Source organism: Acinetobacter sp. YH12108 (assembly GCF_013419055.1).
Taxonomy (GTDB): Bacteria; Pseudomonadota; Gammaproteobacteria; order Pseudomonadales; family Moraxellaceae; genus Acinetobacter.
Map to the genome: position 1 here is coordinate 261648 of NZ_VPAW01000001.1, position 26313 is coordinate 287960.

Below are 26313 nucleotides of genomic sequence, written 5' to 3' on the forward strand. Positions count from 1 at the left end.
AAAGTCGCCTTTTTTAAACCCCAAAGATTAGAAGCTGTAGCCTAGTCCTAATACCACTTTATTTTTCTGTTTATCTTCAAAACGGTTATAACCACCAAAAATATAATTCATGCTGGCGGTGATGCCTGTATCAGCAAGTGGCTTGCTTAGACCGATATCGAAATGACGGAAACCGAAACTGTTTTCTGTTCCTTTTATGTCGCCATCTTTGGCATAAATATATAGGCCAAGTGCAGTATCCAGACTAAAATCTTTTGGCAGTGCATAGCTATAGGTGCCTTTTAGATAGGTATCCCCTGCATTACCCCAATCAAGATCTTCAAGCAATGTTTGAGCAGTCACACCAAAATCTTTGTACGTCAGACCCAGCATGGTTTCAAAACCATTTGAGCCTGTATTGCCAATATCATAATAGTAATAATAAGTTAAACCCGCTGTATAACCCCAGTCTTCATTGATTGAACCGTTATAGCCCGCATAAAAATCATTTTCAAAGGCATTGGGCAAATCATCACCATAGTCTAATGTCGAACCCCACCAGCCTGCATAGAAACCAGAAGCATGATTGTAGTCCAGCCCCCCCTGTAAAGTAGCGCCCTTATTTTCTGGCGTATTGGTAATACCACGCAGGTTATAGCTTGAAAGTACGCTGATATTTCCAGATACCGTATGTTCAGCAGCCGGTTCCTCAGCAAAAGTAAAAGAAGATGCAGCGCCCAATAAAGCAAGAGATAATACTTTTAATGTTGATTTCATTGTGTGACTCCCCCAGATCGTCTGAGACGTTTTTTATGGTCATTGATTAAACTCAAGCTCGAAACTGCAAGAGCTATGCCAATCTGGAATAAAACAACTAAAATCTGATGAATAAAAATAAAATAAAGCACTAGGTGTTTGTTTTTAAATTATATTTAAATTTTTAAAAAAAGCACTTTAATAGATTCTTTTTAACCTTGGTCCTTTTTCAAAGATTTATTTTCTTTTTTCGGTCTTATACATAATCATTTACAAGTTGCGCCATTTTGAGTCTATTTTCGCTTTGATTAAATTTTGTGCTAAAAAAAGGTGCAGAAATAAAAAGTAAAGAAACACATTGCTCTATTCGAGTTTTTGATTCTTGCTCAAACTCAGAACTTTCTGGATTAAAAAGTTCAAAATAGTGCTAAGCAACAAAATGTGTCTCTCATAGAATGACTTTTTATTATTCGGCAATCTATGCGTATTTTTGGATTTATAAATATTTAAATTAAATATTTATATATTAAAATTCAATAATTTATAATCAATTCTCACTTTTAAGAAATTATTAATGAAGAGTCTGATACAGAAAATGAAGATTTTGAACACTCAACTTTTTCATTCTAAGAATTTTAATTTTAAATATTATTGATGCACTCATGAGTCATACCCTTCAGAGAATTTATATTTAAAAAATATCTTTGTTTTTATTTGTTTTTTTACTATATGGTCAGGATTTAGACTGTTAGATCTCTTACCATTGTTCACTTTAGATTAAAAAAAATCCATCGACTTTAGTGGAATATCGTAAATAAAAATGACATTTATTCAGCGAATCTTATACAATTCCTAAAAATTTCCATCAATTTGTATAAGGCTCTCTCCCAATGCAAAACACAAAAAAATTAACATTGGCAGTTTTGATTCAGGCTGCATTGATCTCAACCGCTTTTGCTAGCGAGCAAAGTGAGTCTAAAGGTTTTGTAGAAGATGCAGAAGGATCTGTACTTTTCCGTACTGGTTATTTATCTCGTGATAAGAAAAATGGCATAGCAGATACAAGTTCAGCTGCACAGACTGCAATTGTGAAACTGGATTCTGGCTTTACTCAAGGTGTAGTCGGCTTTGGTGCCGGGATCATCGGTGATGCTTCTTTCAAACTAGGAAACAACAAAAATGCCGGTAATGGCATGATTCCTCGTGAAAACGGTTTCAATGCTAAAGGTGAGTACGTTAAAGGTGCTGGCGATACTTATGATCATTGGGCTCGTGGCGGCGCTTATGTGAAAGCTCGTGTATCTAATACCACTGCTGTATATGGTACCCAAGTTTTAGATCTTCCTGTATTGGCATCAAATACTGCACGTCTCGTTCCTGAATACTTTGAAGGCGTATTAGTGACTAGCAATGAAATTGATAACCTGTCATTAACAGCTGGTAAATTTACTAAAAACCAATATTCAGACCAAATCGACTCTGATGGTAACGAGCTTGATCGTGCTGTTGTTTGGGGCGCGAAATATAAATTTAGTGATGCTCTAAACGCTTCTTACTACGGTACAGATATTAAAGACCGTTTAGACCGTCATTATGTGAATGCGAACTATAGCTATGCAGTAGCCAATGGCGGCACTTTAACTCACGATTTCAGTGGCTATCATACTGAGTGGGATAAAAAAGCTGACGGTGGTGCATATACTTATTCTCATACCACAAATGACTTAAGTAACTTAAGCAACAATATTTGGGCTATTTCTACCACTTACAATACTGGTCCGCACAATATCATGGTGGCTTACCAACAAAATACTGGTAACACAGGCTATGACTATGGTTTGGGTCGCGGTGTAGGTGATGGTCATCAAACGATTTATCTACCAAACTCATACCTGTCTGACTTCATTGGCAATAATGAAAAATCAGCACAACTTCAATACACATTTGACTTCGGTGCTGTAAATGTTCCTGGTCTATCTTGGACTTCCGCATTTGTATATGGTTGGGATATTGATGTAGCAGGTAGTCCAGATCGTTCTCAGTTAGTAACTAGCGATGCACAAGAACGTGAATTCTTTAACCAGGTGAAATATACTGTTCAATCTGGTTTTGCTAAAGATGCGAGCTTGCGTTTACGTCACTCTTACTACCGTGCAAGCGATGATTATCAAGCTGATCGATACATTGGTGACACCAACGAATGGCGTATCTGGTTAGATATTCCTGTGAAATTATTCTAATTCACCCGAATTTCAAGCCATAATAAAAAACCTGCACATTGTGCAGGTTTTTTTGTTTAAGTTTTAAAAAGTTAAAGACTTAAACTGAAAAGCAAATGAATTATTTATTTGCTTCTGCATAAGCTGCAATTGAGCTGAGTACTTCCTTTTTAGCAACATCAGCACCTTCCCAACCACTTAACTTAACCCATTTACCTGGTTCCAAGTCTTTGTAGTGCTGGAAGAAGTGTTCGATTTGGCTGATCAGCAACGGAGGAAGATCAGTATATTCTTGAACATCTTTGTAGATCGGAGTCAGTTTGTCGTGTGGAACTGCAACCAGTTTCGCATCAACACCACCATCATCTTCCATGTTCAGTTTACCTACAGGACGGCAACGAATGACTGAACCTGGCTCTACTGGATGTGGAGTTACGACCAATACGTCTAGAGGATCGCCATCTAGAGAAAGTGTATTTGGTACATAACCATAGTTTGCTGGGTAGAACATTGCTGTACCCATGAAACGGTCTACAAATAATGCATCAGAATCTTTATCGATTTCATATTTGATTGGTGCTGCATTTGCAGGAATTTCGATAATGACATAGATGTCGTTTGGCGCATCTTTACCCGCTGGGATATTGCTGTAGCTCATAGCATCACTCTTTAACAAGTTATATCTTTTAAAAACCGCGATAATTATAACGGTTTTTACAGATTTTTTTTGATTTTAAAATATCGAACTGTAAATATCTCGACCTGCTTTATTTTTGGCTTAAGAGATTTTGATAATTAACAGCAGTAAGGTTATTGGACATAATAAGGATAACAGCCAGACAATTGAACGTAAGGTCGACCAGTTCGCCAGATAACAGATCCCATAGATGACCCGAAAAACCAGATAGGCAATCCCAAAGGTCATCACCAGACTTTGCGACACGACCATATATTCTGCCATCAGAATCGAGGCGATAAAGAGCGGTAAGCTTTCAAAGCTATTTTGCTGGGCGGCATTGGCACGACTGGCCAAGCCTGTAGACTTTTCTAAAAATGCCCGCGGATTCTGATTGTCTTTTGCACGAAACCCTGCCGATTTTTTCGCAATCAAGGTAAAAACATAGGGTAAAAGACAAGCTGCCAAAATGAGATAGATAACCCCACTAATGCTATGCATCTGATTTTTCTCTTGAGAATTTTTATGTCTATCATAGCATGGCGTTTCGTGAATAAATTTTGTTAAATAGAGTGTTTTTATAAATGATTAAGGATTCACTATGGTCAGCCCTGATCAAAATGAAATGTTCGATGTCCTCGAGAAACAGCGCCAGCATCAACGTCAAGTGGATCGCGTATTAAAAATCGTATTGCCGATTGTGGCATTTCTGATAGCGGTCATTTGTGCCAATATGAATATCTGGTCTCCCCTCTTTACCTTTGCCATCTTATGGATTGCCTTCTATGCCGTGGGCATCAAACGCATGCCGATCTGGCACTGGGTGGTCGCAATCATCATTTATTGCTTGATAGATAATATTCTCAGTTATGGCAGTTTTAATTTGAGAGGATTTAACCGCCAGTTTGGTACCATGTTTATTTTTTTGGGTGTGATCGGTGTAGGACGTCCTTACTTCGACCGCTGGCTAATGAAAAAAGAGAATTAAAAAAAGCGCCCTTAGGCGCTTTTTTATTGCAAGATTTATGCAGTCTTACGTAGGTCTTTGCGCAGGATTTTGCCTACGTTAGATTTCGGTAATTCATCCATAAATTCAACATAACGTGGACGTTTATAACCGGTCAGATTTTCTTTCGCAAATGCCAGAACTTCTTCAGTCGTCAATGAAGGATCTTTCTTCACAACGAACAGTTTTGGCACTTCACCTGATTTTTCATCTGGTACACCAATTGCAGCCACTTCCAGAACTTTTGGATGTTTCGCAACAACTTCTTCAATTTCAGAAGGATAAACGTTGAAGCCAGAGACCAGAATCATGTCTTTCTTACGGTCAACGATTTTGATATAACCACGTGAATCCATTACACCGATATCACCGGTACGGAAGAAGCCATTCACCATCACTTTATCGGTTTCATCCGGACGGTTCCAATAGCCTTTCATCACCTGAGGACCACGGATTGAGATTTCACCCTGCTCACCGAGTGCAACTTCATTACCGTCATCATCCAGAATAGCAACTTCAGTTGAAGGCAACGGAATACCAATCGTACCGCTGAATTCTTCAGATGCCGGTGGGTTTGCAGTTGCCACTGGAGAAGTTTCAGACAGGCCATAACCTTCAATGATATTAGTGCCAGTAATTTTCTTCCAAGCTTCTGCAGTAGAAGGCAGAACCGCCATACCACCGCCCATCGCCATTTTTAAACGGCTATGATCCAGTTGCTTGAATTCTTCATTGTTTACAAGCGCATTAAACAGTGTGTTCACAGCAGGGAAGAATGTTGGCTGGTATTTACGTAATTCTTTCATCACCGCAGGCAGGTCACGCGGGTTAGGAATCAGAACGTTCGCCTGACCTTTATACATGCCGTAAAGTGCACAGACCATGAAAGCAAAGATGTGATAAAGCGGTAAAGCACAGAAAATACGGTCATCTGGCTGGCCATCTTGCGCACCGAATTTGCTCTGGAAGATACCGTCACACTGCAACAGGTTAGCAACCAGGTTACGATGGGTCAGTTCAGCACCTTTAGAAACACCAGTAGTACCACCTGTGTACTGAAGTACTGCAGTATCACTTAAAGTCAATTCAGGGCGTTTATAGTTGCTTGGATTTACCTTGTTCAGTGCAGCATTGAACTTGATGTGACCAGGAATATCCCATGCCGGAATCTGCTTACGTACTGAACGCAATACGAAGTTCACCAAAGTACCTTTTAAAGCACCCAGCATGTCACCCACAGAAGCAACCACGACGTGCTTCACCGGCGTTTTGCCAATAATTGACTGATAAACGCTTGCAAAATTCTCAATAATGACCAGAACTTCAGCGCCAGAATCTTTTAACTGATGCTCAAGCTCACGTGATGTATACAGTGGATTTACATTCACCAGTACTAAACCAGCGCGGAACACCCCCAATGCTACGACCGGATACTGAAGAACGTTTGGCATCATTACGGCAACACGTGTGCCTTTTGCCAGACCCAAACTTTGTAAATATGCTGCGAATTTACGACTAGCTTCTTCCAACTCATTGAACGTTAAAGTCTTATCCATAAAGATAAAGGCATCACGTGAGCCAAATTTTTGGAAATTGCGTTCAAAAATATCAACCAGAGATGTATTTTCTGCTGGTAATTCTACAGTTTCTGGAATCCCTGTTTTTTGGTATTCAGCGAACCAAATCTTTTCCATAATGCCAATCTCTCCAATCATAATCCTTAGTAGTTCAACTGTTTTTTTCAATGCTGCACGTCATTTTTTAGACTTGTATATGTGCAACATTGCATCCATTTGTCGAATCGTTACTCATATATAACGTATTTCGATTCATGGATGCTAGTATTATCTTTGAATCAACAGTTTATTTGCTTTTTGATATCCACGTGGTAACAGGGTTCCTTTAGAGCCTCGTTTCCCAATATATTTTTGCAGGTCATCCCCTTTAAGTTTTAATTGTTGCTGTCCTGCAAGCACTTGAATTATTTCATCAAGTTTCAATATTGTCATGGATAAAATTTGATCTTTATCTTCAAGTTGTATCAATTTATTACCTTTACCTTTATTGAGTACAGGTAATTCCGACAGATCAACAACCAGCAGACGGCCAGCTGAACTGAGTAGTGCAACATGAGTTGCATCTTCCAGCGGCTGCAGGTTCATGACTTGTGCACCTTCAGATAAATTCAGGAAAGCCTTACCAGCTTTGGCATTGGTATCTAGCTGCTTGGCTTGGGTTTTAAATCCATAACCTTTGCTGCTGACTGCCAGGATTTCCGCATCATCTTCAGCCACCAATACCTGCTTGAAACCGACTCCACTTGCCGGAGACAGTTTTGAACTCAATGGTTCACCAAGTCCTCGTGCCGATGGTAGGCTATTGATTGGCAAGCCATAGCTACGGCCACTATCGTCTAATATATAGACGCGTTGATTAGATTTACCTTGGGCATGACTGAGATACTGATCGCCCGCACGGAAATTCAGATTTTCAGCATCCACTTCATGCCCTTTAGCACAGCGAATCCAGCCCGCTTCAGACAATACCACTGTAACCGGATCCGCTGGCAGCATTTCAGTTTCATCAATTGCAGCGGCTTCGGCACGTTGTACGATTGGAGAACGGCGATCATCCCCAAATTTCTTTGCATCCTCTTTGAGTTCATTGATGATTAAAGTTTTTAAAGACTCAGGATTAGCCAGCTGCTCACGAATCACGGCAGCCTTAGCTTCCAGCTCTTCCTGTTCGCGGCGCAGTTCCATTTCTTCGAGCTTGGCCAGATGACGCAGTTTGAGTTCTAAAATAGCTTCGGCCTGAATCTCATCAATGCCAAAACGTTCCATCAACACTGGTTTAGGCTGATCTTCCTCACGAATAATCCGAATTACTTCATCAATATTCAGGTAAGCAATGATCAAACCGCCCAGAATATGCAGGCGTTTTTCGATCTTGTTCAGATGATATTGCAGACGGCGAGTGACGGTGGTTTTTCGGATTTCAATCCATTCCAGCAAAATACGACGAATCGATTTCACCTGGGGACGGCCATCCGCGCCAATCATGTTCATATTGACACGATAGCTGGATTCTAGATCTGTAGTCGCAAACAGATGGCTCATTACCGCTTCCGCATCAATACGGTTCGAACGCAATACCACCACTAAACGTGTTGGATTTTCATGGTCAGATTCATCACGAACATCAGTGACCAATGGCAGCTTTTTCGCCTGCATCTGGTCCGCGATCTGACTGATAATTTTTGAACCGGATACCTGATATGGCAATTCGGTAATCACGATTTCATTTTTATCAATGGTATATACCGCACGCATGCGGTAACTGCCACGACCCGTGGTCTGGATTTTAAGCAGTTCGGAGGGTGGCGTAATGATTTCCGCTTTGGTCGGTAAATCCGGTCCCGGAATGTATTCTGCCATTTTGGCATCGGTCAAGTTCGGATTGCGAATCAGAGCGATGGTACCTTTCACTACTTCGCGCAAGTTATGCGGCGGAATATCAGTCGCCATCCCCACAGCAATTCCGGTGGTACCATTTAGCAGGATATTGGGAACACGTGCCGGCAAGTTAATCGGTTCTTTCATCGAACCATCAAAGTTATCCTGCCAGTCACAGGTGCCCTGTCCTAGTTCGGATAAAAGCAGTTCGCTATATTGCGACAGTTTAGCTTCGGTATAACGCATTGCCGCGAAAGACTTCGGATCATCTGGTGAACCCCAGTTGCCCTGTCCTTCAATAAACGGATAGCGATAACTGAATGGCTGCGCCATCAGGACCATGGCTTCATAACAGGCCGAGTCACCATGTGGATGGTATTTACCCAGCACATCCCCGACAGTACGTGCCGATTTTTTCGGTTTGCTGGTCCATTTAAGACCCAGCTCACTCATGGCATAGACAATACGGCGCTGTACCGGTTTCAAACCGTCACTGATATGTGGCAATGCACGATCCATAATCACGTACATGGCATAATTTAAATAAGCTTGTTCGGTAAATTCGGCTACGGAACGGTTTTCTGTCGCATGATGCGCAAGGCTTGTCATAACAACCTATAATCCTAAAATTCGTTTTTGTATCAATGTTTCTTATGCTAAGTCGCGGCTGTGGGCTGCACAAGGGCAGTAAACTACACAGCGCGACAAATCGTGTCTTATGGGCTAAAAATATCCACTTTATAGCAGCTGAGCAACTAAAAAATCACCAACCTTATAAACCCATGGACTCTAGCGTCTTGCCCTTGGTCTCTTCACCCAGGACTAAAATGACCACAGCTACTGCGATTAATACTGCAGTAAACATGGTAAAGACGTAACTGAAACCATTTGGCATCCCCATCAAATGCGTTACGGCAAAAGGTGCAGCAATCCCGCCAATACGGCCAATTGCACCGGCCCAGCCTGAACCAAAAGCACGGATATTGGTTGGATATTGTTCTGGCGTATAAGTATAGAGAACGCCCCATGCTCCCAGATTAAAGAAGGACATCAGACAGCCCCAGATCACAATTTCAGTGACACTACCGGACTGGCCAAAGAAATAGGCTGAAATCGCACACATGCCGATAAAGCCAGCCAGAGTCGCCTTACGACCGAGTTTTTCGACTAGCCATGCTGCCGCAATATAACCCGGCAATTGCGCCAGAATCATAACCAGGACATATTCAAAAGACTGCACGATGGTATAGCCTTCCTTGACCAGAAGGCTTGGTAACCAGGTAAAAATACCATAGTAGGAGAAAACGATCCCAAACCAGATCAGCCACAGCATCAAGGTTCGGCGGGCAAAAATACCACTCCAGAGCTGGGTAAACGAGATATTCTGCTTGGCAGCCACAGGTTTAACTTCAAAGATTTCGATAACTTCGACGCCGCATTTGCGCTCAATCTTTTTAACCAGAGCCTGCGCTTCATCTACCCGGCCACGATTGATCAGATATGGCACCGACTCAGGCACCAGTTTCCAGATTACGATGGCATATAGTGCCGGTATCCCGCCAATCATGAATGCAGCTTGCCAGCCAAAATCAGGAATCACAAAACGTGACACCAGTGCAGCCACCAGCCAGCCCAAGCCCCAGAAACTTTCCAGCAGCACAATGAAACGACCACGTACCCGTGCCGGGATATATTCACTGACCAGTGTCACCGCAACCGGCAACTGACCACCCAATCCCAGACCGACAATAAAACGGAATACCAGTAACCAGGTCAGATTAGGTGCAAAGGCACAGGCAGCAGTCGCCAGACTATAAATCACCAGCGTACTGGCAAATACCGTTTTACGTCCCCAGCGATCTGCCAGTCCACCTGAAAAAATCGCCCCGATCGCCATACCGATAAAACCGATCGAAACCACCCAGCTTTTCTGGTCAGCGGTCATCTGCCAGTCTTCAGCCATTTTCGCCAGAATAAAGGAAATCAATCCCGTATCCATGGCATCAAACATCCAGCCAAGACCAATCACCCATAAAAGAGTGTAGTGGAACTTGCCGATCGGCAAGCGCTGTATCCGAGAAACTAAATCCATAACAAAAATCTCTGATCAGGTGAAACGGGAGATGCTGCTGTCCCAACAGGAGGTTTGATTTTTTATTTTTTTATACTACGAATACGTACGCCTGCGGGAAGTTTTCCCTCCCGCAGTTACCGTAATTCATATCAAGATTCGTCTTTGGATGAAGCGGACTGTTCGTCATCATCCTTATAGATAAACTTCGGCATTTCCAGACCGAAATAGATCGCAATCAAACGCAAACTAAAGCCAAAAATCAGGGTGGAAATAATGGTCAGTTCGAGTGACAGACCGAAATTGCTGCAGAGCCAGTAGAAGATGACTGCAACAAAGGAAATACTGGCATACAGTTCACGGCGGAAGACTAAAGGCACATCATTACATAAAATGTCACGTAAAATACCACCCGATACTCCGGTCAGAACCCCGGCGACCGCACTGACTACAAAACCATGCCCCATTTCCAGCGCAATCTGGCAGCCAATGATGGTAAAGCCAATCAGGCCCAAGGCATCCAATACCAGGAAGATATTGCGTAAATGGCGCATCCATTTGGCAATCAGGATGGTGACAAAGGCGGCACAGCAAGTCAGCACCAGATATTCCGGGTGTTTGACCCAGGTCAAAGGATAATGGCCAAGTAGTACATCACGTACCGAACCACCACCGAGCGCCGTAACACAGGCAATAATCGTGACCCCAAACCAGTCCATACTACGCCGACCGGCAGACAAGGCTCCGGTCATGGCTTCAGCGGTAATTGCAATAATATAGATGACGGTCAGTAACATCGCCCTGCTTCCACCTGAGGCTATGAGATGGCGGCTATTCTAAGCTAAATCTATGTGAAAATTATAAAAAATGCGCACAACATTGCTTAAATTTTTTCCCGGAGCCACAGATGCACGGCTGTTTCATTGTAAACTGTTGATCTGTCGTTGGATCTAGAAAGTACCAGCGATTCTCGAACTTTACAAAATGTGAAATTTCATGATGAATCTGGGCCTGCTTGCCATCGTGATAATGTGCTTTGAACTCGACCAGCGCATGGGTCTTGTCCAGTTTTTCATTCGCCTGCACGATTTCCAACTTCAGCCATTGATTGGTTCTACTCCATTCAGCAATGGCTGGCATGTCCAAAGCCTGCTGCTGTCCACGGGCAGTAGTCTGCTGGATATAATCAATTTCATGCTTGGCAAAGGCACTATACCGCGAGCGCATTAATTGCTCGGCGTTTTGAGCCAATTGCTGGCCCTGATGTAGTGGCTGGCAACAGCTTGCGTATTCACCTCGTCCACATGGACATGCTTCTGACATCTCAATTCCATAAAAAATAGCCCGACAGTGCGGGCTATTTTAGCAAACTTTTAGCTTCGTCCTTCGGGCGCTGAACTAGTCTTTCCGGTTCGCTGGGGCAATGATATGCACCTTATCAATCTTGTGGCCGTCCATCGTGACCACCTCAAAGATATAATCATCTGCTTCGAGCTTTTCGCCATTTTCTGGCAAGCGCCCCAGATGGAACAGAATATAACCCGACAATGTCGAATATTCTTCCGTTTCATTGACCAGATCACGATCCAGAAGCAGTGACACATGGCGAATATCGGTTGAACCATCCAGAATCAGGCTGCCATCTTCTAGACTCTCTACGGCTGCTTCCAACTGGTCTTCATCCGGGAATTCACCGGCAATGGCTTCCAGCACATCAATCGGTGTCGCCACCCCTTCAATGGAACCATATTCGTTCAATACCAGTGCCATTTGTAGCGGTGCCTGACGTAGCTGATCCATCACCATCAAGACCTGAGCATTTTCATGCACAATCACAGGTTCACGCAGATGTTTTTCGAAGTCCAAAATACCTGTTTCGATGTATTCATTCAGGACTTTATGGGTTAGCACGACCCCAGCAATATTGTCCAGTTCACCACGCGCCACAATCAGGCGTGAATGGCTCATATGCAATAACTGCTCTTTGATACTGGCATGATCATTTTCCAGATCAATCCATTCCAGTTCAGGACGTGGTGTCATCACCGATTTCACCGGACGTTCTGACAGGCCAAGTACGCCCTGCACCATAACGCTATGGTAGACTCCACTTTCGTCGTCATCAAAGACTTCATCAGCAAAGGCACGAGTCGCCAGTACATCTTCCGGTTCAGAAGAATCATTGTCCTGAGCCGGTTTACCGCCCAGCATACGCATTACGGCAGACGCAGTACGGTAACGCATATCAGTTGTCGTCACCATTTTTTCCTGATTGCGTTTCATGGTCTGGTTAATGAACTCGACAATCACCGAGAAACCAATCGCGGCATACAGATAGCCTTTTGGAATATGGAAACCGAAGCCTTCAACCACCAGCGAGAAACCAATCATCATCAGGAAGCCCAGACAGAGAATCACTACTGTCGGGTGCTTGTTGACGAAATCCATGAGGGCTTTAGAGGCCCACAACATGATACCGACCGCAATAATCACGGCGATCATCATCACAGACAGATCTTTGACCATACCAACCGCAGTAATCACGCTGTCGAGCGAGAACACGGCGTCCAGTACCACGATCTGCACAATCACCATCCAGAACACCGCCTGAACCGGATTTTCTTCCTTGGTCACAGGTTTGGCTTCCAGACGCTCATGCAGCTCCATAGTGCCTTTAAACAGCAGGAATACACCACCGAATAATAAGATCAGGTCGCGTCCTGAAAATGGATGCTCAAAGATATGGAATAGCGGTTCAGTAAGCGTTACGACCCAGGCAATCGATGCCAGCAACACCAGTCGCATTAACAGCGCCAAGCCCAGACCGGTAATACGCGCTGCATTACGCTGTTCGGGTGGAAGCTTTTCCGCCAGAATTGCAATAAAGACCAGGTTATCGATCCCGAGTACAATTTCAAGAACAATCAGTGTGAGTAAGCCAATCCAGGCAGAGGGATCTGACATCCATTCAAAAATCATTGCATCTGCTCCTCTAACCGAGGAGAAAAGCAAGTATTTGCATGATGAGATACAGGTTGATACCCGACTTGAATTAAAGACTTGATAATGTGACGTTTTACTGAATTAAAGCGCCAACTTCGACTACCCATGTGAGTTCTATTGTAGTAAGACAGACTTTCAGTATATCAAGAACAGCATGAAATTCACCTGTTTTCATCCGGGATTATGGATGAATTTGAATGAAAGATTTTGTCCTAAAATGAGGTCTGCTCATGGAATTGTCATATTTGTTAACTAAGTTATAGTAAGTAGATAAAAAAATGATAAGGTGAAAAAAATAAATGCAAAGTGTAATGGAAATGACCGATTATTTTAATGATAACTCCCCAAAAACAACACGCCCGCTAGTAGCTTTATATTGTGGCTCTCGTGCCGGCAACAAACCGATTTATCTGGAAAAAGCGATTCAACTGTCACAAGGTCTGGCCGAACATGGTTTTGGTCTGGTCTATGGCGGCGCCAGTATTGGTCTGATGGGCCAGGTGGCAGACACCATGATTCAGCATGGTGGTGAAGCGGTGGGCGTGATTCCGGAATTTATGCTGGATTATGAGATTGCCCATCCTCAACTCACAGAACTGCATATCGTCACCAGCATGCATCAGCGTAAGGCCATGATGGCAGATCGTGCCTGTGCCTTTGTCGCCTTGCCGGGTGGATTGGGAACCTTTGAAGAAATTCTGGAAATTGCGACCTGGGGTCAGCTGAACCAGCATCAAAAACCGATGATGCTGTATAACGTCAATGGCTTTTATAATCCCCTGATTGCCCAGCTTGATCTTGCGGTGCAGGAAGGCTTCTTGCCGCCCCAACATCGGGCTAAATTGATTGTCTGTGAACATGCAGATCAGATTTATACCACCTTGCTGAATCTGGATGCTCCACAACGTTTTGTGGTTTAAATTTTCTCGTCTGCTTTAGATAACAATGATTTAAAGCCATAAAAAAGCGAGCTTGATGCTCGCTTTTTTCATTTATACATGCCAAGACATTAACCGGAAATCGTGTGATAGAACCAAGGCAAAGTCGTCGCCAGGAACACACTAATGGCTAGGCCAAACATCAGTTTCATGGCATCTTTGCTGACATTCCGTGAAGTACGGTGCTTGTTGACTTCGGTCACCAGCATCGAAATCGCAAATTCACGACCAGCCAATAACCCCAAGAATACCCAAGTGGTACTCATCGGGATGTTACTCCACTCTTTGAACACCAGCAGAATCAATGCATAAATAAAGTCGATAATCGTAGCAGAACGGACATCGGTGACCCCAGTCTTGGTATCGACAATATTCTGGATAGCTCCACCACGCTGGTAAAGAATCATGCCTAGCAGGATGACAAATACAGAAATGGCAAAGATCAGGAATTCAAACGGCACCTGACGCGGCACATAAACAAAAATATTGGCCAGATCCTGGATTAACCACTGGCTCCACAGAAATGCCGTAGATAGCCATTGCAAGGCCATCCACATTGGTGAATGTTGCTGATCACGGGTTTCACTGAAATAGACCGCGAGTTTTTTCATGACCATACGATAGATCACAATCGCCACAAAGAAAGCGACGGCGTAACCCATCATTGACTTGGTCAGCATGGAACCCAGACTGCTCGGGGAGAAGATCGTGAGCACCAAGAAAGTAGTACTGACCGGAATGCCATATTTAGTCAAAATAATCAGTAAAAGAGGCGGTACCACATATAGCCAGGTGACCCCATCTTCAGGGAAAGGAATGGTTTCCAGACGTCCATAAGAGGCATCCCCTACTCCAGAAGCAAACCAGCCATACATTAACACCACAACCAGAATAGTACTGATGTAAATCCAGAGTACCCACCATGGGCGATGTGAGTTCGATGAAATAAATGTTCCTAATGTTTGCGGAACATCATTCCCCACGATGGAATAGGCGGCCAGACAGAAGCCAACTACCATCAGAATCTCGATGGTCATAAGTACAAAACCTTTTACTAGACAGTTCCCAGTACAGCAGTTCTGGAAGTTTGCCCCAGATTATGACGGTTTTATTTCATTTTCATGACATTTCCGTCATATTTTTTTGTAGCCTGCTCCTTAAAAAGAAGCTTGAAGTGTTCCAAAAATGACGTATTTATGAATCTGTATCAATTTGAGAGGTTCGCAGTATAGAAATATATCTTTTACCCTTTCCTCTTCAATAACTGAAATCAGGCTGTGAATTCATTAGCATTTTGTCTACACGACTCCTATTCACAATCGTTTTTATTTCAGTCACACTGCTGCATAGATTTCTTTAAACTATTCAAAATAGATGATTTTTTAAATCCATGAATGTCACTCCTACGCATCAATCCCTACAACCTGAATTCAGACTGCTGGTCTTGCTGGTATCGATTGGCTTTTTCATGCAAGGCCTGGATACCACGATTATCAATACCGCCTTGCCTGCGATTGCCAGTAACCTGCAGGAAGATCCGTTACGGATGCATAGTGTGGTGGTGGCCTATGTGCTTTCTGTGGCAGCCTGCATTCCCTTAAGTGGCTGGCTGGCAGATCGCTTTGGGGTTCGGAATATCTATTTTGCAGCGATCATTATTTTTGCTCTGGCCTCACTCGGCTGTGCCTGGTCTGAGAATCTGAATGAACTGCTGGTTTATCGGGTATTTCAGGGCATTGGAGGTGCTTTGCTGCTTCCAGTCGGACGACTGGCCATGCTGAAAATTATTCCTCGTACCCAGTTTCTATCCGCTATGAGTCTGATGAGTCTGGCCGGACTAATGGGTCCTTTAATCGGTCCAACCTTAGGTGGCTGGATGGTGGAATACCTGTCCTGGCACTGGATTTTCCTGATCAATCTGCCGATTGGTCTGCTGGGTGCATTGATTACCTTTAAAGCTATGCCCAATATTACCGAACCGACGGTACAGCGTTTTGATTTTGGCGGTTTTATTCTACTGGTCATCGCGATGATTGGTTTGTGTCTGGGGATTGAAAACTTTGCCAATCCACAATATCCACTATGGTGGAGCTTAAGTCTGGTCGGAAGTGGTCTGATTGCCTCACTCATCTATGCCTACCATTCGCATACTCATTTAAATGCGCTATTTCGTAGTAAATTATTTAAAAATAAAATCTATTCGATTGGCATTCTGGGTAATTTCTTTGCCCGGCTCGGCGGCAACTCGATTCCGTTTTTGCTACCTTTAATGTTGCAGGTCGCTTTTGGTTTTGAACCTTTTATTACCGGTTTACTGATGATTCCAACCGTACTCGGTTCTTTAGCATCTAAACCGATTATTCGCAAAATCATTCAGCGTTTCGGTTATCGTAGAGTCTTGTTGATCAACACCTTGCTGGTCGGTCTGTGTATTGCCAGTTTTGCCTTGACTACGGCGGAAACCCCTATCTGGCTAAGAGCCATTCATTTCTTTGTGTTCGGGATTCTGAATTCCCTGCAATTTGTCTCAATGAATACGCTGACTTTAAAAGATTTAAGCCAGCAGGATGCCAGCAGTGGTAACAGTTTTCTGTCGATGATCATGATGCTGTCAATGAGTATCGGGGTGGCACTGGCAGGTACGCTAGTGAATATGTTTAGTGCCTACTTCGGCCCTGAGCAGCTGGATAATGCCTTCCACGTTTCGCTGCTCTGTCTAGGCTGTATTAACATTATTGCTGCCTATATTTTCTGGCATATCCCCAAAAACACACCAGTCTAGGGCAGAATATAAACTCGATATGAATATCTCTAGATTAGGCCACCGTGCACATGAAAGCAGCTCCTACTTCTAGCAACTGGAAAAAATACTCAGTGATTGCAGTCGGGCTGCTGATTACGCTTGTGGTAACCACTGTGCTTTATCTGCTGGTTTTCAAACAGCCATCAGCGCATGCAGCAGATTATCCGATTCATGGTTTTGATGTTTCCCATCATCAGAAAGAAATAGACTGGAAGAAAATCCCAAAACAGAAATATAAATTTGTCTATTTAAAATCCACAGAAGGCGGTGATTTTAAAGATACCAAGTTTCAGGAATACTGGCTGCAGGCCCGCGAACAGGGCTTTCTGGTCGGTGCTTATCATTTTTACCGGCTTTGCCGTGATGGCAGCATTCAGGCTCAGAATTTTATAGAGTCGGTTCCGCGTAAAAGTGATGCCCTGCCACCCGTAATGGATCTGGAATATGACAGCAAATGCATCAATCACTATTCCAAAGAGCAGATGCTCAAGGAAATCCGGATCATGCATGATGCCTTAAAACACCATTATGGCAAGCAGCCGATCTTCTATGTGTCCAAATCTTTTTATAACATCGTGCTGGCGGGAGAGTTTGCTGACGTACCGCTCTGGGTACGTGAGTACCAAGGTTTACCAGATTTAAAGGGTCAGCCTAAATGGACCTTCTGGCAGCATACCAGTCAGGGTGAAATTCCCGGCATTGCCCGTACTGTGGACCTGAATGTGTTTTATGGCTCGGAGCAGGACTGGATCAAATTTTTACAGCAGAACAGTATTCCCACCCCAGATCAGTCCCAGCCTCCGGCCAAGAAATAAACTCAATTTCTCCCTGATTCAACCATGAAATGGATATTGAATTATTTAGGCAGGATATGCTTCGTCTTGAATAATGCTTTAGCCTGTTTACTTGTCAATCCGGTCTCTTCCCAATCCAGCTAAAGCCACTTAAGATACTGGATATGCGCAAAATTATTCATATCGATATGGATGCCTTCTACGCCTCGGTCGAGCTGCGTGAACGTCCGGAGCTGAACGCTCTGCCTGTGGTGATTGCCTCGCATCATCCGCGGGCAGTGGTCGCGGCTGCCTCCTATCCGGCCCGCGAATTCGGACTGCGCTCTGCCATGCCGATGACTCAAGCACGTAAGCTCTGCCCTCAGGTCATCGTGATTGAACCGGATTTTGCCAAATACCGTCAGGTCTCTGGTCAGATTCATCAAATATTTCAAACTTATACCAAGGTCATCGAACCGTTGTCTCTGGATGAAGCTTATCTGGATGTCACCGAAAATTTGCAGCAGATTCCGAGTGCCACTGAAGTGGCAATGCGCATTCGTGAAGATATTTTTCAAACTACTGGACTAACCGCTTCTGCTGGCGTGGCGCCGAATAAATTTCTCGCTAAAATCGCCTCTGACTGGCATAAGCCGAATGGAATCTGTGTCATCAAACCTTCACAAGTACAGCGTTTTATTCAGGATCTTCCACTGAAGAAAATTCCCGGTGTAGGCAAAGTCACTCAAGAAAAACTAAAAAGTTTGAATCTGGAAACCTTGGGAGATTTACAGCAGATTGAAGAAGCGATCCTGATTCAGCATTTTGGCAAATATGGACGGCGCCTGTTTCTCTATGCTCAAGGCATTGATGATCGGCCAGTTGAAGCTGAACGGGAACGCCAACAGATTTCCAAGGAAACGACTTTCGATGATGATCTGTATTTACCGCAATGCCAGCCTTACTGGCAGCCATTAATTGCCCAGCTCTGGCAGAGTCTGGAAAAAAAACAGCTCTCTGCCCGCGGGGTTACTGTAAAACTGAGAATGAAAAATTTTCAGACCATGCAGCATAGTAAAAGCTTCAGCCAGCTGCTGCGTAGCCCGCAAGAACTGGAGCAGGCTTTACACTTATTGCTTCAAGAGATGCATATTACTCCTCAACTGCAGTTTCGGCTGATTGGGCTTGGCGTCTATCAGCTCGCTGCACGTGAAACAGAAACGCAATTGCTGCTACTTTAAGCCTATTTTGTACAAGTATTAGACGTTAGTTTAAAAATACGGCAACTTTGTTTTTACATTTTGAATTTTTGGAGTACTCTATCTGCGCAATGCATTATCCATGTATGTGCTGAGATGCTGAAAATCACCTTTACTTTCAGCATACTGTCCTGTGATTGGCGTGACGATCAAATCCGAATATTACAGGGCAACTCTGATGTATCTCATGGAATCCCTCCCTGCATGTCCTCTGTAAATTCTTCTGTTATTCAAGAACGACGCGCGCGTAAAGCGGCGTTATCCAGTTTTGTTGGTGCTGTTGTCGATTGGTATGATTTTCTCCTTTACGGCATTGTTGCGGCCTTAATTTTTAAAGACCAGTTTTTCCCAAGCATTGGTGCCAATATGGGTACCTTGGCGGCTTTAGCCACCTTTGGGGTAGGCTTCCTGTTTCGTCCTCTAGGCGGTGTGGTATTTGGTCATTTCGGCGACAAGCTCGGCCGCAAGAAAATGCTGGTTCTGACTGTGGTCCTGATGGGGATTTCCACCGTCGGGATTGGTTTTTTACCTAATTTCGAAGCCATTGGCTGGTGGGCACCGGTTTTACTGGTGACCCTGCGTGCCATTCAAGGCTTTGCAGTCGGTGGTGAATGGGGTGGTGCTGCCCTGATGGCGGTGGAAAATGCCCCTAAAGGCAAAAAAGCCTTTTATAGCAGTGGTGTTCAGGTCGGCTATGGCGTAGGTCTGGTACTGGCAACGGGTGCGGTATCCGTTATTATTGCCACACTGGGTGAAGAGGCTTTTGCTGAATGGGCTTGGCGCATTCCGTTTATTGCCAGTATCGTGCTGATCGGGATTGCGATGTGGATTCGCCGTGATCAGGATGAATCTCAAGAATTCGTAGAGAAAGTGATTAAGGCAGATCATCATCCAGAAAAACTGCCAATCTTGCAGGCCATCAGCAAACATCCTAAAGCTTTCTTTTATATTATTGCCTTACGTTTGACCGAACTGCTGACCATGTATCTGGTCACCAACTTTGCCCTAAACTATTCCACCAATAATCTGGGCATGGACAAACAGTTCTTCCTGAATATCACCCTGATGGTCGGTGCGATCAGCTGTTTCAGTATTCCTTTCTTTGCCTGGCTATCGGATAAAATCCAGCATAAAACCATGTGCGTCTGGGGTGGTCTGATCGGTGCACTGTCTGCCTTTCCGTTTTTTATGGCACTGGATGCACAAAATACCTGGATGATTATTGTTGGCGCCATTCTACTGGCCAATGTCGCGCATGACATGGTGGTCAGCGTGCATCAACCGATTTTTACCTCGCTATTTGGTACGGAATATCGCTATAGCGGTGCCGGAGTCGGTTATCAGGTCGCCAGTATTATTGGTGGTGGTTTTACCCCAATGATTGCAGCCTCCTTAGTGATTTGGGGTAATGGTTCATGGCATTATGTAGCCATCTATCTTGCGATAGGCTGCCTATTGACTGCATTAGTCGCAGCCTTGATGCCAAAAACCAAGGATTAAGCTGATGTCTGTTCAACGTTTGCATGTTTCACAACGCTTTTCTGAGATCGCCATTGCCGGCAATCTGGTTCATCTTGCCGGCCAGCTGGCGACAGATCTGGATCTGGATATCAAAGGTCAAACCCAGCAGACACTGGATATTATCGATCAGTTCCTGGCGGATGCCGGTACCGATAAAAGCCAGATCATGTCTGTGACGATTTATCTCAAAGATATTGAAAAAGATTATGCAGCGTTTAATGAAGTCTGGGATGCCTGGGTATCGGATATTCAAGCCCTACCCCGCACCTGTGTCGAAGCTAAACTGTATGATCCACGCGTGTTAGTGGAACTGACTGTCGTAGCCGTCAAACCTGAATAGACTTCTATTCAGGCCTAATTGCTACTCATCTAAAATAGAAAAAAGTATGCACTTGGCATACTTTTTTCGTTTAGGTTCTATCAGTTTAATGCTTTGACTTTACGTCGTTCCAGATCTGAATAGAGATGATATTTTTTGAGATCATTCACAGCGGTAAATCTCTGGTCTTTACTGGAATGCTCCTGCTCACGCAGGAAATCTCCTCGTAACTGATAATATTCCGGTACATCTTCATAGCGAATGACCCGATAACCGGCCATAGTCAACAAGGCATCCTGAAATTGCGCCTGCTGTGGACGTTTTAAAATCACCGGATCATCGACGGCTACAATGGCAACAATCTGATATTGCTGATCCAGAATCACAAAATCTGCAATCAGATCACGATACTTGTGCCGGGTACGACCAAATTTGGTGGTAAGTAGTGCATCATAAGAAACATGGGCCAGTACAATATAATCAGGCAATACTTCTTTCAGGCGTGTAAACGTCAGTTGTTCATTTGGATTAAAAATAGCGCGCTGTTTTAAGGCGCTGTCTTGTGGTTTTGGGCTATTCCTTAGCTGCTTCCATGCCATGAGCACGACACAGAACACCAAGAAACTCCCTATAATCATATAGGTGGTCATGACTCAATCCTTGCATTCTTATAATCATTCTTGTTTTATTGTTATCCAGTATAAACCCATACTATTTTTAAAATTGCCCTGCTACCATTCTGTGTAGAGACCAATACAATTCTTAGCAAAACTTGATTGCCAGTTACTTAAAAACCGCTTTTTACTATTTCAATAGAAATTAGGGTTAAATCCTTATACGCGACTGTAAAATAGTCTCCTGATAGATCGCAATATAAATCGGTTGAACTGTAAGACAATTCCGACAAAGTGTTATTTTTATATCATTTTTCAAAAATTTAAATCGACTAAAAATAAAATATTTTACATTTTAATTGAGAACCTGAAAGCCGCATCAATAAAGTCTGAACATAAAAAAGACACCCGAAGTGTCTTTTTTATCAGCTTAATCAAGCACGTGATTTTGGCTTTGATTTTGCTTTAGGTTTAGGGCCGCCGAATGGCTTTTTCGCATCACCCGTTTCACGCGGTGGCAGACCAGTATGCTGGGTCAGAATCTGGCCTTTTTTCGGACGGTTATTTTGAGCCTGACCACGATTACCTGGGTTAGCAGTACGTTTCTGTGAATCACCCGCTACAGTCGAATTCTTCTTACGTGCAGACTGGTATTGCCCATCTGTACCAGCAGGTTGATAGGTTGGAATCAGATGCTGTTTCGAGTTACCAATCAGATCCTGACGCCCCATTTCCTTTAAAGCTTCACGCAATAAAGGCCAGTTGTTTGGATCATGATAACGCAAGAAGGCTTTATGCAGACGACGACGTTTCTCACCTTTCACGATGTCCACATCTTCAGTATAACGCGCGACTTTCGCCAGCGGGTTTTTACCGGTGTAGTACATGGTGGTTGCAGTGGCCATTGGTGATGGATAGAAGGTTTGTACCTGATCGGCACGGAAGCCATTCTTTTTCAACCAGATAGCCAAATTCATCATGTCGTAATCGGTGGTACCCGGATGCGCCGCGATGAAATAAGGAATCAGATACTGTTCCTTACCGGCTTCTTTACTGAAACGGTCAAACATCTGCTTGAAGCGGTCATACGTCCCGATCCCCGGTTTCATCATCTTGGATAATGGACCTTTCTCGGTATGCTCTGGTGCAATCTTCAGATAACCACCCACATGATGGGTGACCAGCTCTCTGACATATTCCGGGTTCAATACGGCAAGGTCATAACGCAGACCTGAGCCAATCAGAATCTTTTTAATACCCGGTAAAGCACGTGCCTTACGATACAACTGAGTCAACGGTGCATGGTCAGTATGTAAATTTTGACATACACCTGGGAATACACAAGATGGTTTACGACAGTTCTTCTCAATCTCAGGATCTTTACATGCCAAACGGTACATGTTGGCTGTTGGGCCACCCAAATCTGAAATAATGCCGGTAAAACCCGGTGCAGTATCACGAATCTTTTCCACTTCACGTAAAATCGATTCTTCAGAACGGTTCTGGATGATACGACCTTCATGTTCAGTGATCGAACAGAAAGTACAGCCACCGAAACAGCCACGCATGATGTTCACCGAAAACTTGATCATGTCGAAGGCCGGGAAGCGTGCATTACCATATACCGGATGTGGCAGACGTGCATAAGGCAGGTCAAACACATAATCCATTTCTTCAGTAGTCAATGGAATCGGTGGCGGATTGATCCACACATCACGTTCACCATGTTTTTGTACCAGCGCACGCGCGTTCCCTGGATTGGTTTCCAGATGCAGAATACGGTTCGCATGCGCATAAAGCACAGGATCATTGGCCACTTCTTCAAAAGAAGGCAAACGAATCACTGCCAATTCACGTGGCGGTAATTTATGTTTAATGGCTTTAGATGCCGGTTGTAGCTGCACAATTTGCGTATCTGCGTCCAGGTTATCCCCTTCACGCACGATTGGGTTGGCTACCACTTCTTTCTGGAAATTCTGGTATTGGCTTAAGCTGTTGCCTTTATCTTTTTCAATTTCACAACCATCAATATCTTCGCTCATCACATAGGGGTTGATGATCGGATCGACACGGCCAATGGTATCGACATCATTGGATGCAATTTCCACAAACTGGGCTTTCGCAGCTCGGTTATGTTTATTAATAATGAATGCAGTACCACGGACATCGGTAATCTGATGAATCTTTTCACCTTTAGCCAGGCGATGCATGATTTCAATGATCGAGCGTTCGCCATTACCGTACATCAACAGATCTGCTTTAGAATCCATCAGAATCGAACGACGAACTTTATCTGACCAGTAGTCATAATGTGCGATACGACGTAATGAACCTTCAATACCACCGAGTAATACCGGCACATCCGGGAAAGCTTCACGACAACGTTGGCAATAGACGGTTGCTGCGCGGTCTGGACGTTTATTCGGCTGGTTATCTGGAGAATAAGCATCATCTGAACGAATCTTACGATCCGCCGTATAACGGTTAATCATCGAGTCCATATTACCGGCAGAAACGCCCCAGGCAATATTCGGCTTACCGAGTACACGGAAGGCTTCTACATTAGTCCAGTCCGGCTGGGCAATAATCCCCACGCGGAAACCTTGTGCTTCGAGCACACGTCCAATGATCCCGGTCACAAATGACGGGTGGTCAATATAGGCATCACCGCAGACAAAAATAAAGTCACAACTGTCCCAACCGAGTTGGTCCATTTCCTCGCGTGACATCGGCAAAAAAGGCGCGGGTTCAAAACATGACGCCCAATATTTGTCGTAATCAAACAACGCTTTAGGCGCAGTCTGAGCGGTATAAGCAGTAGACATGGCTAGCAATTCTCGGCTGGCAGATGGAAGATCAGAAAAGTGATCAAAGATGAAAGCCGAGTATTTTAGCATGAATTCGGCTTAGGTTGCTTGATTATAATTTATACAAAAACAGCTTTAAGACCTTTATTAGGAATATATACTCATCCTGATTTTGAATGTTCAGTTGCAGGTTTTAAATACTGTGCTATCCATAAGCCCAATCCTAAAATAATAGCAATAAATATACTTAGTCCTAACCATCCGGCATTTTCCCAGACCAGCCCACTTGAACTTCCAAGTAAGCTTGAACCTAAGTAATAACAGAACAAATAAAGGGACGAACCTACCGCACGATACTGTAAGGATTGCACCGATACCCAGCTACTGGCAGTTGAATGAGCCGCAAAAAAGGAAAAGGTAAAAATCAGCAAACCAATAAAAACCAAAGCCAAGCTATTAATTAACATTAAGGCTAAGCCAAACAGCATGGTACAAAGCATGGCAGCAAGTACCCTATAACGTCCAAACTTCCTGCTCCAAGCTGCGGCTCGTGGCGAGCTATAAATTCCGGCCAGATAAGTAATCGAAATCAGACCAATCCAGACATGAGACAATTCAAATGGCGCTTGAATCAAACGATAACTCAGATAGTTAAATACCGAGACAAATCCCCCCATCAGGATAAAGCCCTGTAAAAACAGAATTCTTAATTTAGGATCACTCAGATTCTGTTGAAATGCTCTGATAAAACGGCTGAATTGAATTGGATAAGCCTGAAAGTGTCTGGACTTAGGTAATAGAAAATAGAAGGTTATAGCGATACATAGGTTCAGTAACCCAATGATCAGAGTCGCAGATTGCCAAGAAATAAAATCGACCAATGTCCCTGCGATCAACCGTCCGCTCATGCCCCCAATCGCAGTTCCGGAAATATACAGCCCCATGGCAAAGCCCACATCCTGCTCTACCACTTCCTCTCCAATATAAGTCATCGCCACGGCTGCCACACCACTGACCGTTAAACCAATCAGTACTCGTGTGGCTAGAAATATCGACCAGATTGGCAGTAAAGCACTGAGTAACAGTAAGACTGAAACTGAAAATAGAGACCAGACCATAATCGGCTTACGGCCAAAACGGTCTGAAATCAGACCAGTAAAGATCAAGCCAATAGCCAAGGCAATGGTAGAGAAGGAAAGTGGAAAACTGCTTTGTGTTGGAGAGATATGAAAATAGTCTGCCAGAATCGGCATCATGGGCTGGACACAATACAGCGATGAGAAAATCGCAAAACCCGCCAGAAATAAGGAGAATAAAATAGCTTTAAAAGAAGATGAACCATATGCGATATAGCTTGAAGATGAATTTGAGGACATATCCGCTCCATGAACCTGCTCAGTATACGCCTCTCAATTCGCCTTTTATGTGATGATTCAGTTTAAATAACCATCGAATAATTAATTTTCTTAAACCCCACGCATAAAAAAAGCCCCCTGCGTGAGCAGAGGGCTTTTGGAATAATGAGCTGGCGATGACTTACTCTCACATGGGAGACCCCACACTACCATCAGCGCTAAGAGGTTTCACTTCTGAGTTCGGGAAGGGATCAGGTGGTTCACTCTTGCTATGGTCGCCAGCACAACTGGTATGCTTACTCGCTATGGTCTTATCTACGTTGCTTACGCTTCGTTTGCCTAGCTTTCTTCAAATAGAATGCATTAACAGATGTATCTGAGTTCTTGCGAGTAGAACTAAGCAGTGCTTAATTATACTCTCATTTGTTCGATTAGCTTAACTAAATCAAGTTTTTGTCTGATCGTTAGATCAATATAAAATCAATTGATGCTTTATATACAACTGCTTGGGTGTTGTATAGTCAAGCCTCACGAGCAATTAGTATTGGTCAGCTTCATGCATCACTGCACTTCCACATCCAACCTATCAACGTCGTAGTCTTCAACGGCTCTTTAGGAGACATAAAGTCTCGGGGAAATCTTATCTTGAGGTAGGCTTCCCGCTTAGATGCTTTCAGCGGTTATCCCTTCCGAACATAGCTACCCGGCGATGCGACTGGCGTCACAACCGGTACACCAGAGGTTCGTCCACTCTGGTCC

21 protein-coding genes and 2 rRNA genes are annotated in these 26313 nt (G+C 43.8%); 8 read left to right on the plus strand and 15 right to left on the minus strand.

Annotated features, from left to right (window positions below; translation table 11 throughout):
* Nucleotides 1-27: 27 nt before the first annotated feature.
* Nucleotides 28-756: a TorF family putative porin gene (locus FTU46_RS01355; protein WP_144723540.1), complete on the minus strand. Its 729-nt coding sequence runs from the start codon at nt 754-756 to the stop codon at nt 28-30.
* An 869-nt stretch (nt 757-1625) separates the two neighbouring features.
* Here FTU46_RS01355 and FTU46_RS01360 point away from each other — a divergent pair.
* Nucleotides 1626-2975: an OprD family outer membrane porin gene (locus FTU46_RS01360; RefSeq protein ID WP_180104186.1), complete on the plus strand. Its 1350-nt coding sequence runs from the start codon at nt 1626-1628 to the stop codon at nt 2973-2975.
* Nucleotides 2976-3075: 100 nt separating this feature from the next.
* Here FTU46_RS01360 and ppa read toward each other — a convergent pair whose 3' ends face one another.
* Both ppa and FTU46_RS01370 read right to left on the minus strand, forming a co-directional pair.
* The gene (ppa, locus tag FTU46_RS01365) at nt 3076-3612 is read right to left on the minus strand and encodes an inorganic diphosphatase (protein ID WP_034703878.1); all 537 of its coding nucleotides are present in this window, start codon (nt 3610-3612) and stop codon (nt 3076-3078) included.
* Nucleotides 3613-3732: 120 nt separating this feature from the next.
* Entirely contained in the window at nt 3733-4131 is a 399-nt protein-coding gene (locus FTU46_RS01370) for an MAPEG family protein (protein WP_004787362.1), read from the minus strand.
* Between the two features lie 100 nt (nt 4132-4231).
* Between FTU46_RS01370 and FTU46_RS01375 the strand changes: the two genes are divergently transcribed.
* Entirely contained in the window at nt 4232-4618 is a 387-nt protein-coding gene (locus FTU46_RS01375; RefSeq protein WP_034703874.1) for a hypothetical protein, read from the plus strand.
* Nucleotides 4619-4653: 35 nt separating this feature from the next.
* Here FTU46_RS01375 and FTU46_RS01380 read toward each other — a convergent pair whose 3' ends face one another.
* The 6 genes from FTU46_RS01380 to FTU46_RS01405 form a co-directional block, all read right to left on the minus strand.
* Entirely contained in the window at nt 4654-6330 is a 1677-nt protein-coding gene (locus FTU46_RS01380; RefSeq protein WP_180011317.1) for a long-chain-fatty-acid--CoA ligase, read from the minus strand.
* 150 nt (nt 6331-6480) lie between these two features.
* Nucleotides 6481-8700 (minus strand): DNA topoisomerase IV subunit A, encoded by a 2220-nt coding sequence (gene parC, locus FTU46_RS01385; protein WP_180104187.1) that lies wholly within the window; start codon nt 8698-8700, stop codon nt 6481-6483.
* A gap of 163 nt (nt 8701-8863) precedes the next feature.
* Nucleotides 8864-10183, minus strand: a complete 1320-nt coding sequence (locus FTU46_RS01390) for an MFS transporter (RefSeq protein ID WP_180104188.1) — start codon at nt 10181-10183, stop codon at nt 8864-8866.
* A gap of 131 nt (nt 10184-10314) precedes the next feature.
* Nucleotides 10315-10959 carry a trimeric intracellular cation channel family protein gene (locus tag FTU46_RS01395; RefSeq protein WP_034169794.1) on the minus strand — a complete coding sequence of 215 codons (645 nt, stop codon included), beginning with the start codon at nt 10957-10959 and terminating at the stop codon, nt 10315-10317.
* A 61-nt stretch (nt 10960-11020) separates the two neighbouring features.
* Nucleotides 11021-11485: a YchJ family protein gene (locus FTU46_RS01400; RefSeq protein ID WP_034169795.1), complete on the minus strand. Its 465-nt coding sequence runs from the start codon at nt 11483-11485 to the stop codon at nt 11021-11023.
* A gap of 75 nt (nt 11486-11560) precedes the next feature.
* The gene (locus FTU46_RS01405) at nt 11561-13141 is read right to left on the minus strand and encodes a TerC family protein (protein ID WP_159123942.1); all 1581 of its coding nucleotides are present in this window, start codon (nt 13139-13141) and stop codon (nt 11561-11563) included.
* Between the two features lie 323 nt (nt 13142-13464).
* On the opposite strand from FTU46_RS01405, the gene FTU46_RS01410 reads away from it, so the two are divergent.
* Complete coding sequence (locus FTU46_RS01410) at nt 13465-14085, plus strand: TIGR00730 family Rossman fold protein (RefSeq protein ID WP_166136525.1); 621 nt, start codon at nt 13465-13467, stop codon at nt 14083-14085.
* 89 nt (nt 14086-14174) lie between these two features.
* On the opposite strand, the gene FTU46_RS01415 is transcribed toward FTU46_RS01410, so the two are convergent.
* Nucleotides 14175-15140 (minus strand): hypothetical protein, encoded by a 966-nt coding sequence (locus FTU46_RS01415; RefSeq protein ID WP_004787382.1) that lies wholly within the window; start codon nt 15138-15140, stop codon nt 14175-14177.
* A gap of 353 nt (nt 15141-15493) precedes the next feature.
* Between FTU46_RS01415 and mdtD the strand changes: the two genes are divergently transcribed.
* From mdtD to FTU46_RS01440, 5 genes are all read left to right on the plus strand, one after another.
* Complete coding sequence (gene mdtD, locus FTU46_RS01420) at nt 15494-16885, plus strand: multidrug transporter subunit MdtD (RefSeq protein ID WP_179992221.1); 1392 nt, start codon at nt 15494-15496, stop codon at nt 16883-16885.
* Between the two features lie 50 nt (nt 16886-16935).
* Nucleotides 16936-17721 (plus strand): GH25 family lysozyme, encoded by a 786-nt coding sequence (locus FTU46_RS01425; protein ID WP_180018529.1) that lies wholly within the window; start codon nt 16936-16938, stop codon nt 17719-17721.
* Nucleotides 17722-17864: 143 nt separating this feature from the next.
* Nucleotides 17865-18920 carry a DNA polymerase IV gene (gene dinB, locus FTU46_RS01430; protein ID WP_180048220.1) on the plus strand — a complete coding sequence of 352 codons (1056 nt, stop codon included), beginning with the start codon at nt 17865-17867 and terminating at the stop codon, nt 18918-18920.
* A gap of 222 nt (nt 18921-19142) precedes the next feature.
* Nucleotides 19143-20438 (plus strand): shikimate transporter, encoded by a 1296-nt coding sequence (gene shiA / locus FTU46_RS01435; RefSeq protein WP_180104189.1) that lies wholly within the window; start codon nt 19143-19145, stop codon nt 20436-20438.
* A 4-nt stretch (nt 20439-20442) separates the two neighbouring features.
* Nucleotides 20443-20799 carry a RidA family protein gene (locus FTU46_RS01440; protein WP_005233436.1) on the plus strand — a complete coding sequence of 119 codons (357 nt, stop codon included), beginning with the start codon at nt 20443-20445 and terminating at the stop codon, nt 20797-20799.
* A gap of 80 nt (nt 20800-20879) precedes the next feature.
* On the opposite strand, the gene FTU46_RS01445 is transcribed toward FTU46_RS01440, so the two are convergent.
* From FTU46_RS01445 to FTU46_RS01465, 5 genes are all read right to left on the minus strand, one after another.
* Nucleotides 20880-21428, minus strand: a complete 549-nt coding sequence (locus FTU46_RS01445; RefSeq protein ID WP_166136543.1) for a DUF2726 domain-containing protein — start codon at nt 21426-21428, stop codon at nt 20880-20882.
* A 398-nt stretch (nt 21429-21826) separates the two neighbouring features.
* Nucleotides 21827-24217: a YgiQ family radical SAM protein gene (locus FTU46_RS01450; RefSeq protein ID WP_180104199.1), complete on the minus strand. Its 2391-nt coding sequence runs from the start codon at nt 24215-24217 to the stop codon at nt 21827-21829.
* 143 nt (nt 24218-24360) lie between these two features.
* The gene (locus FTU46_RS01455) at nt 24361-25575 is read right to left on the minus strand and encodes an MFS transporter (RefSeq protein WP_180104190.1); all 1215 of its coding nucleotides are present in this window, start codon (nt 25573-25575) and stop codon (nt 24361-24363) included.
* 147 nt (nt 25576-25722) lie between these two features.
* Nucleotides 25723-25837: ribosomal RNA gene (gene rrf, locus FTU46_RS01460) — 5S ribosomal RNA — on the minus strand.
* 234 nt (nt 25838-26071) lie between these two features.
* Nucleotides 26072-26313 (minus strand): 23S ribosomal RNA (locus FTU46_RS01465); the annotation flags it as partial.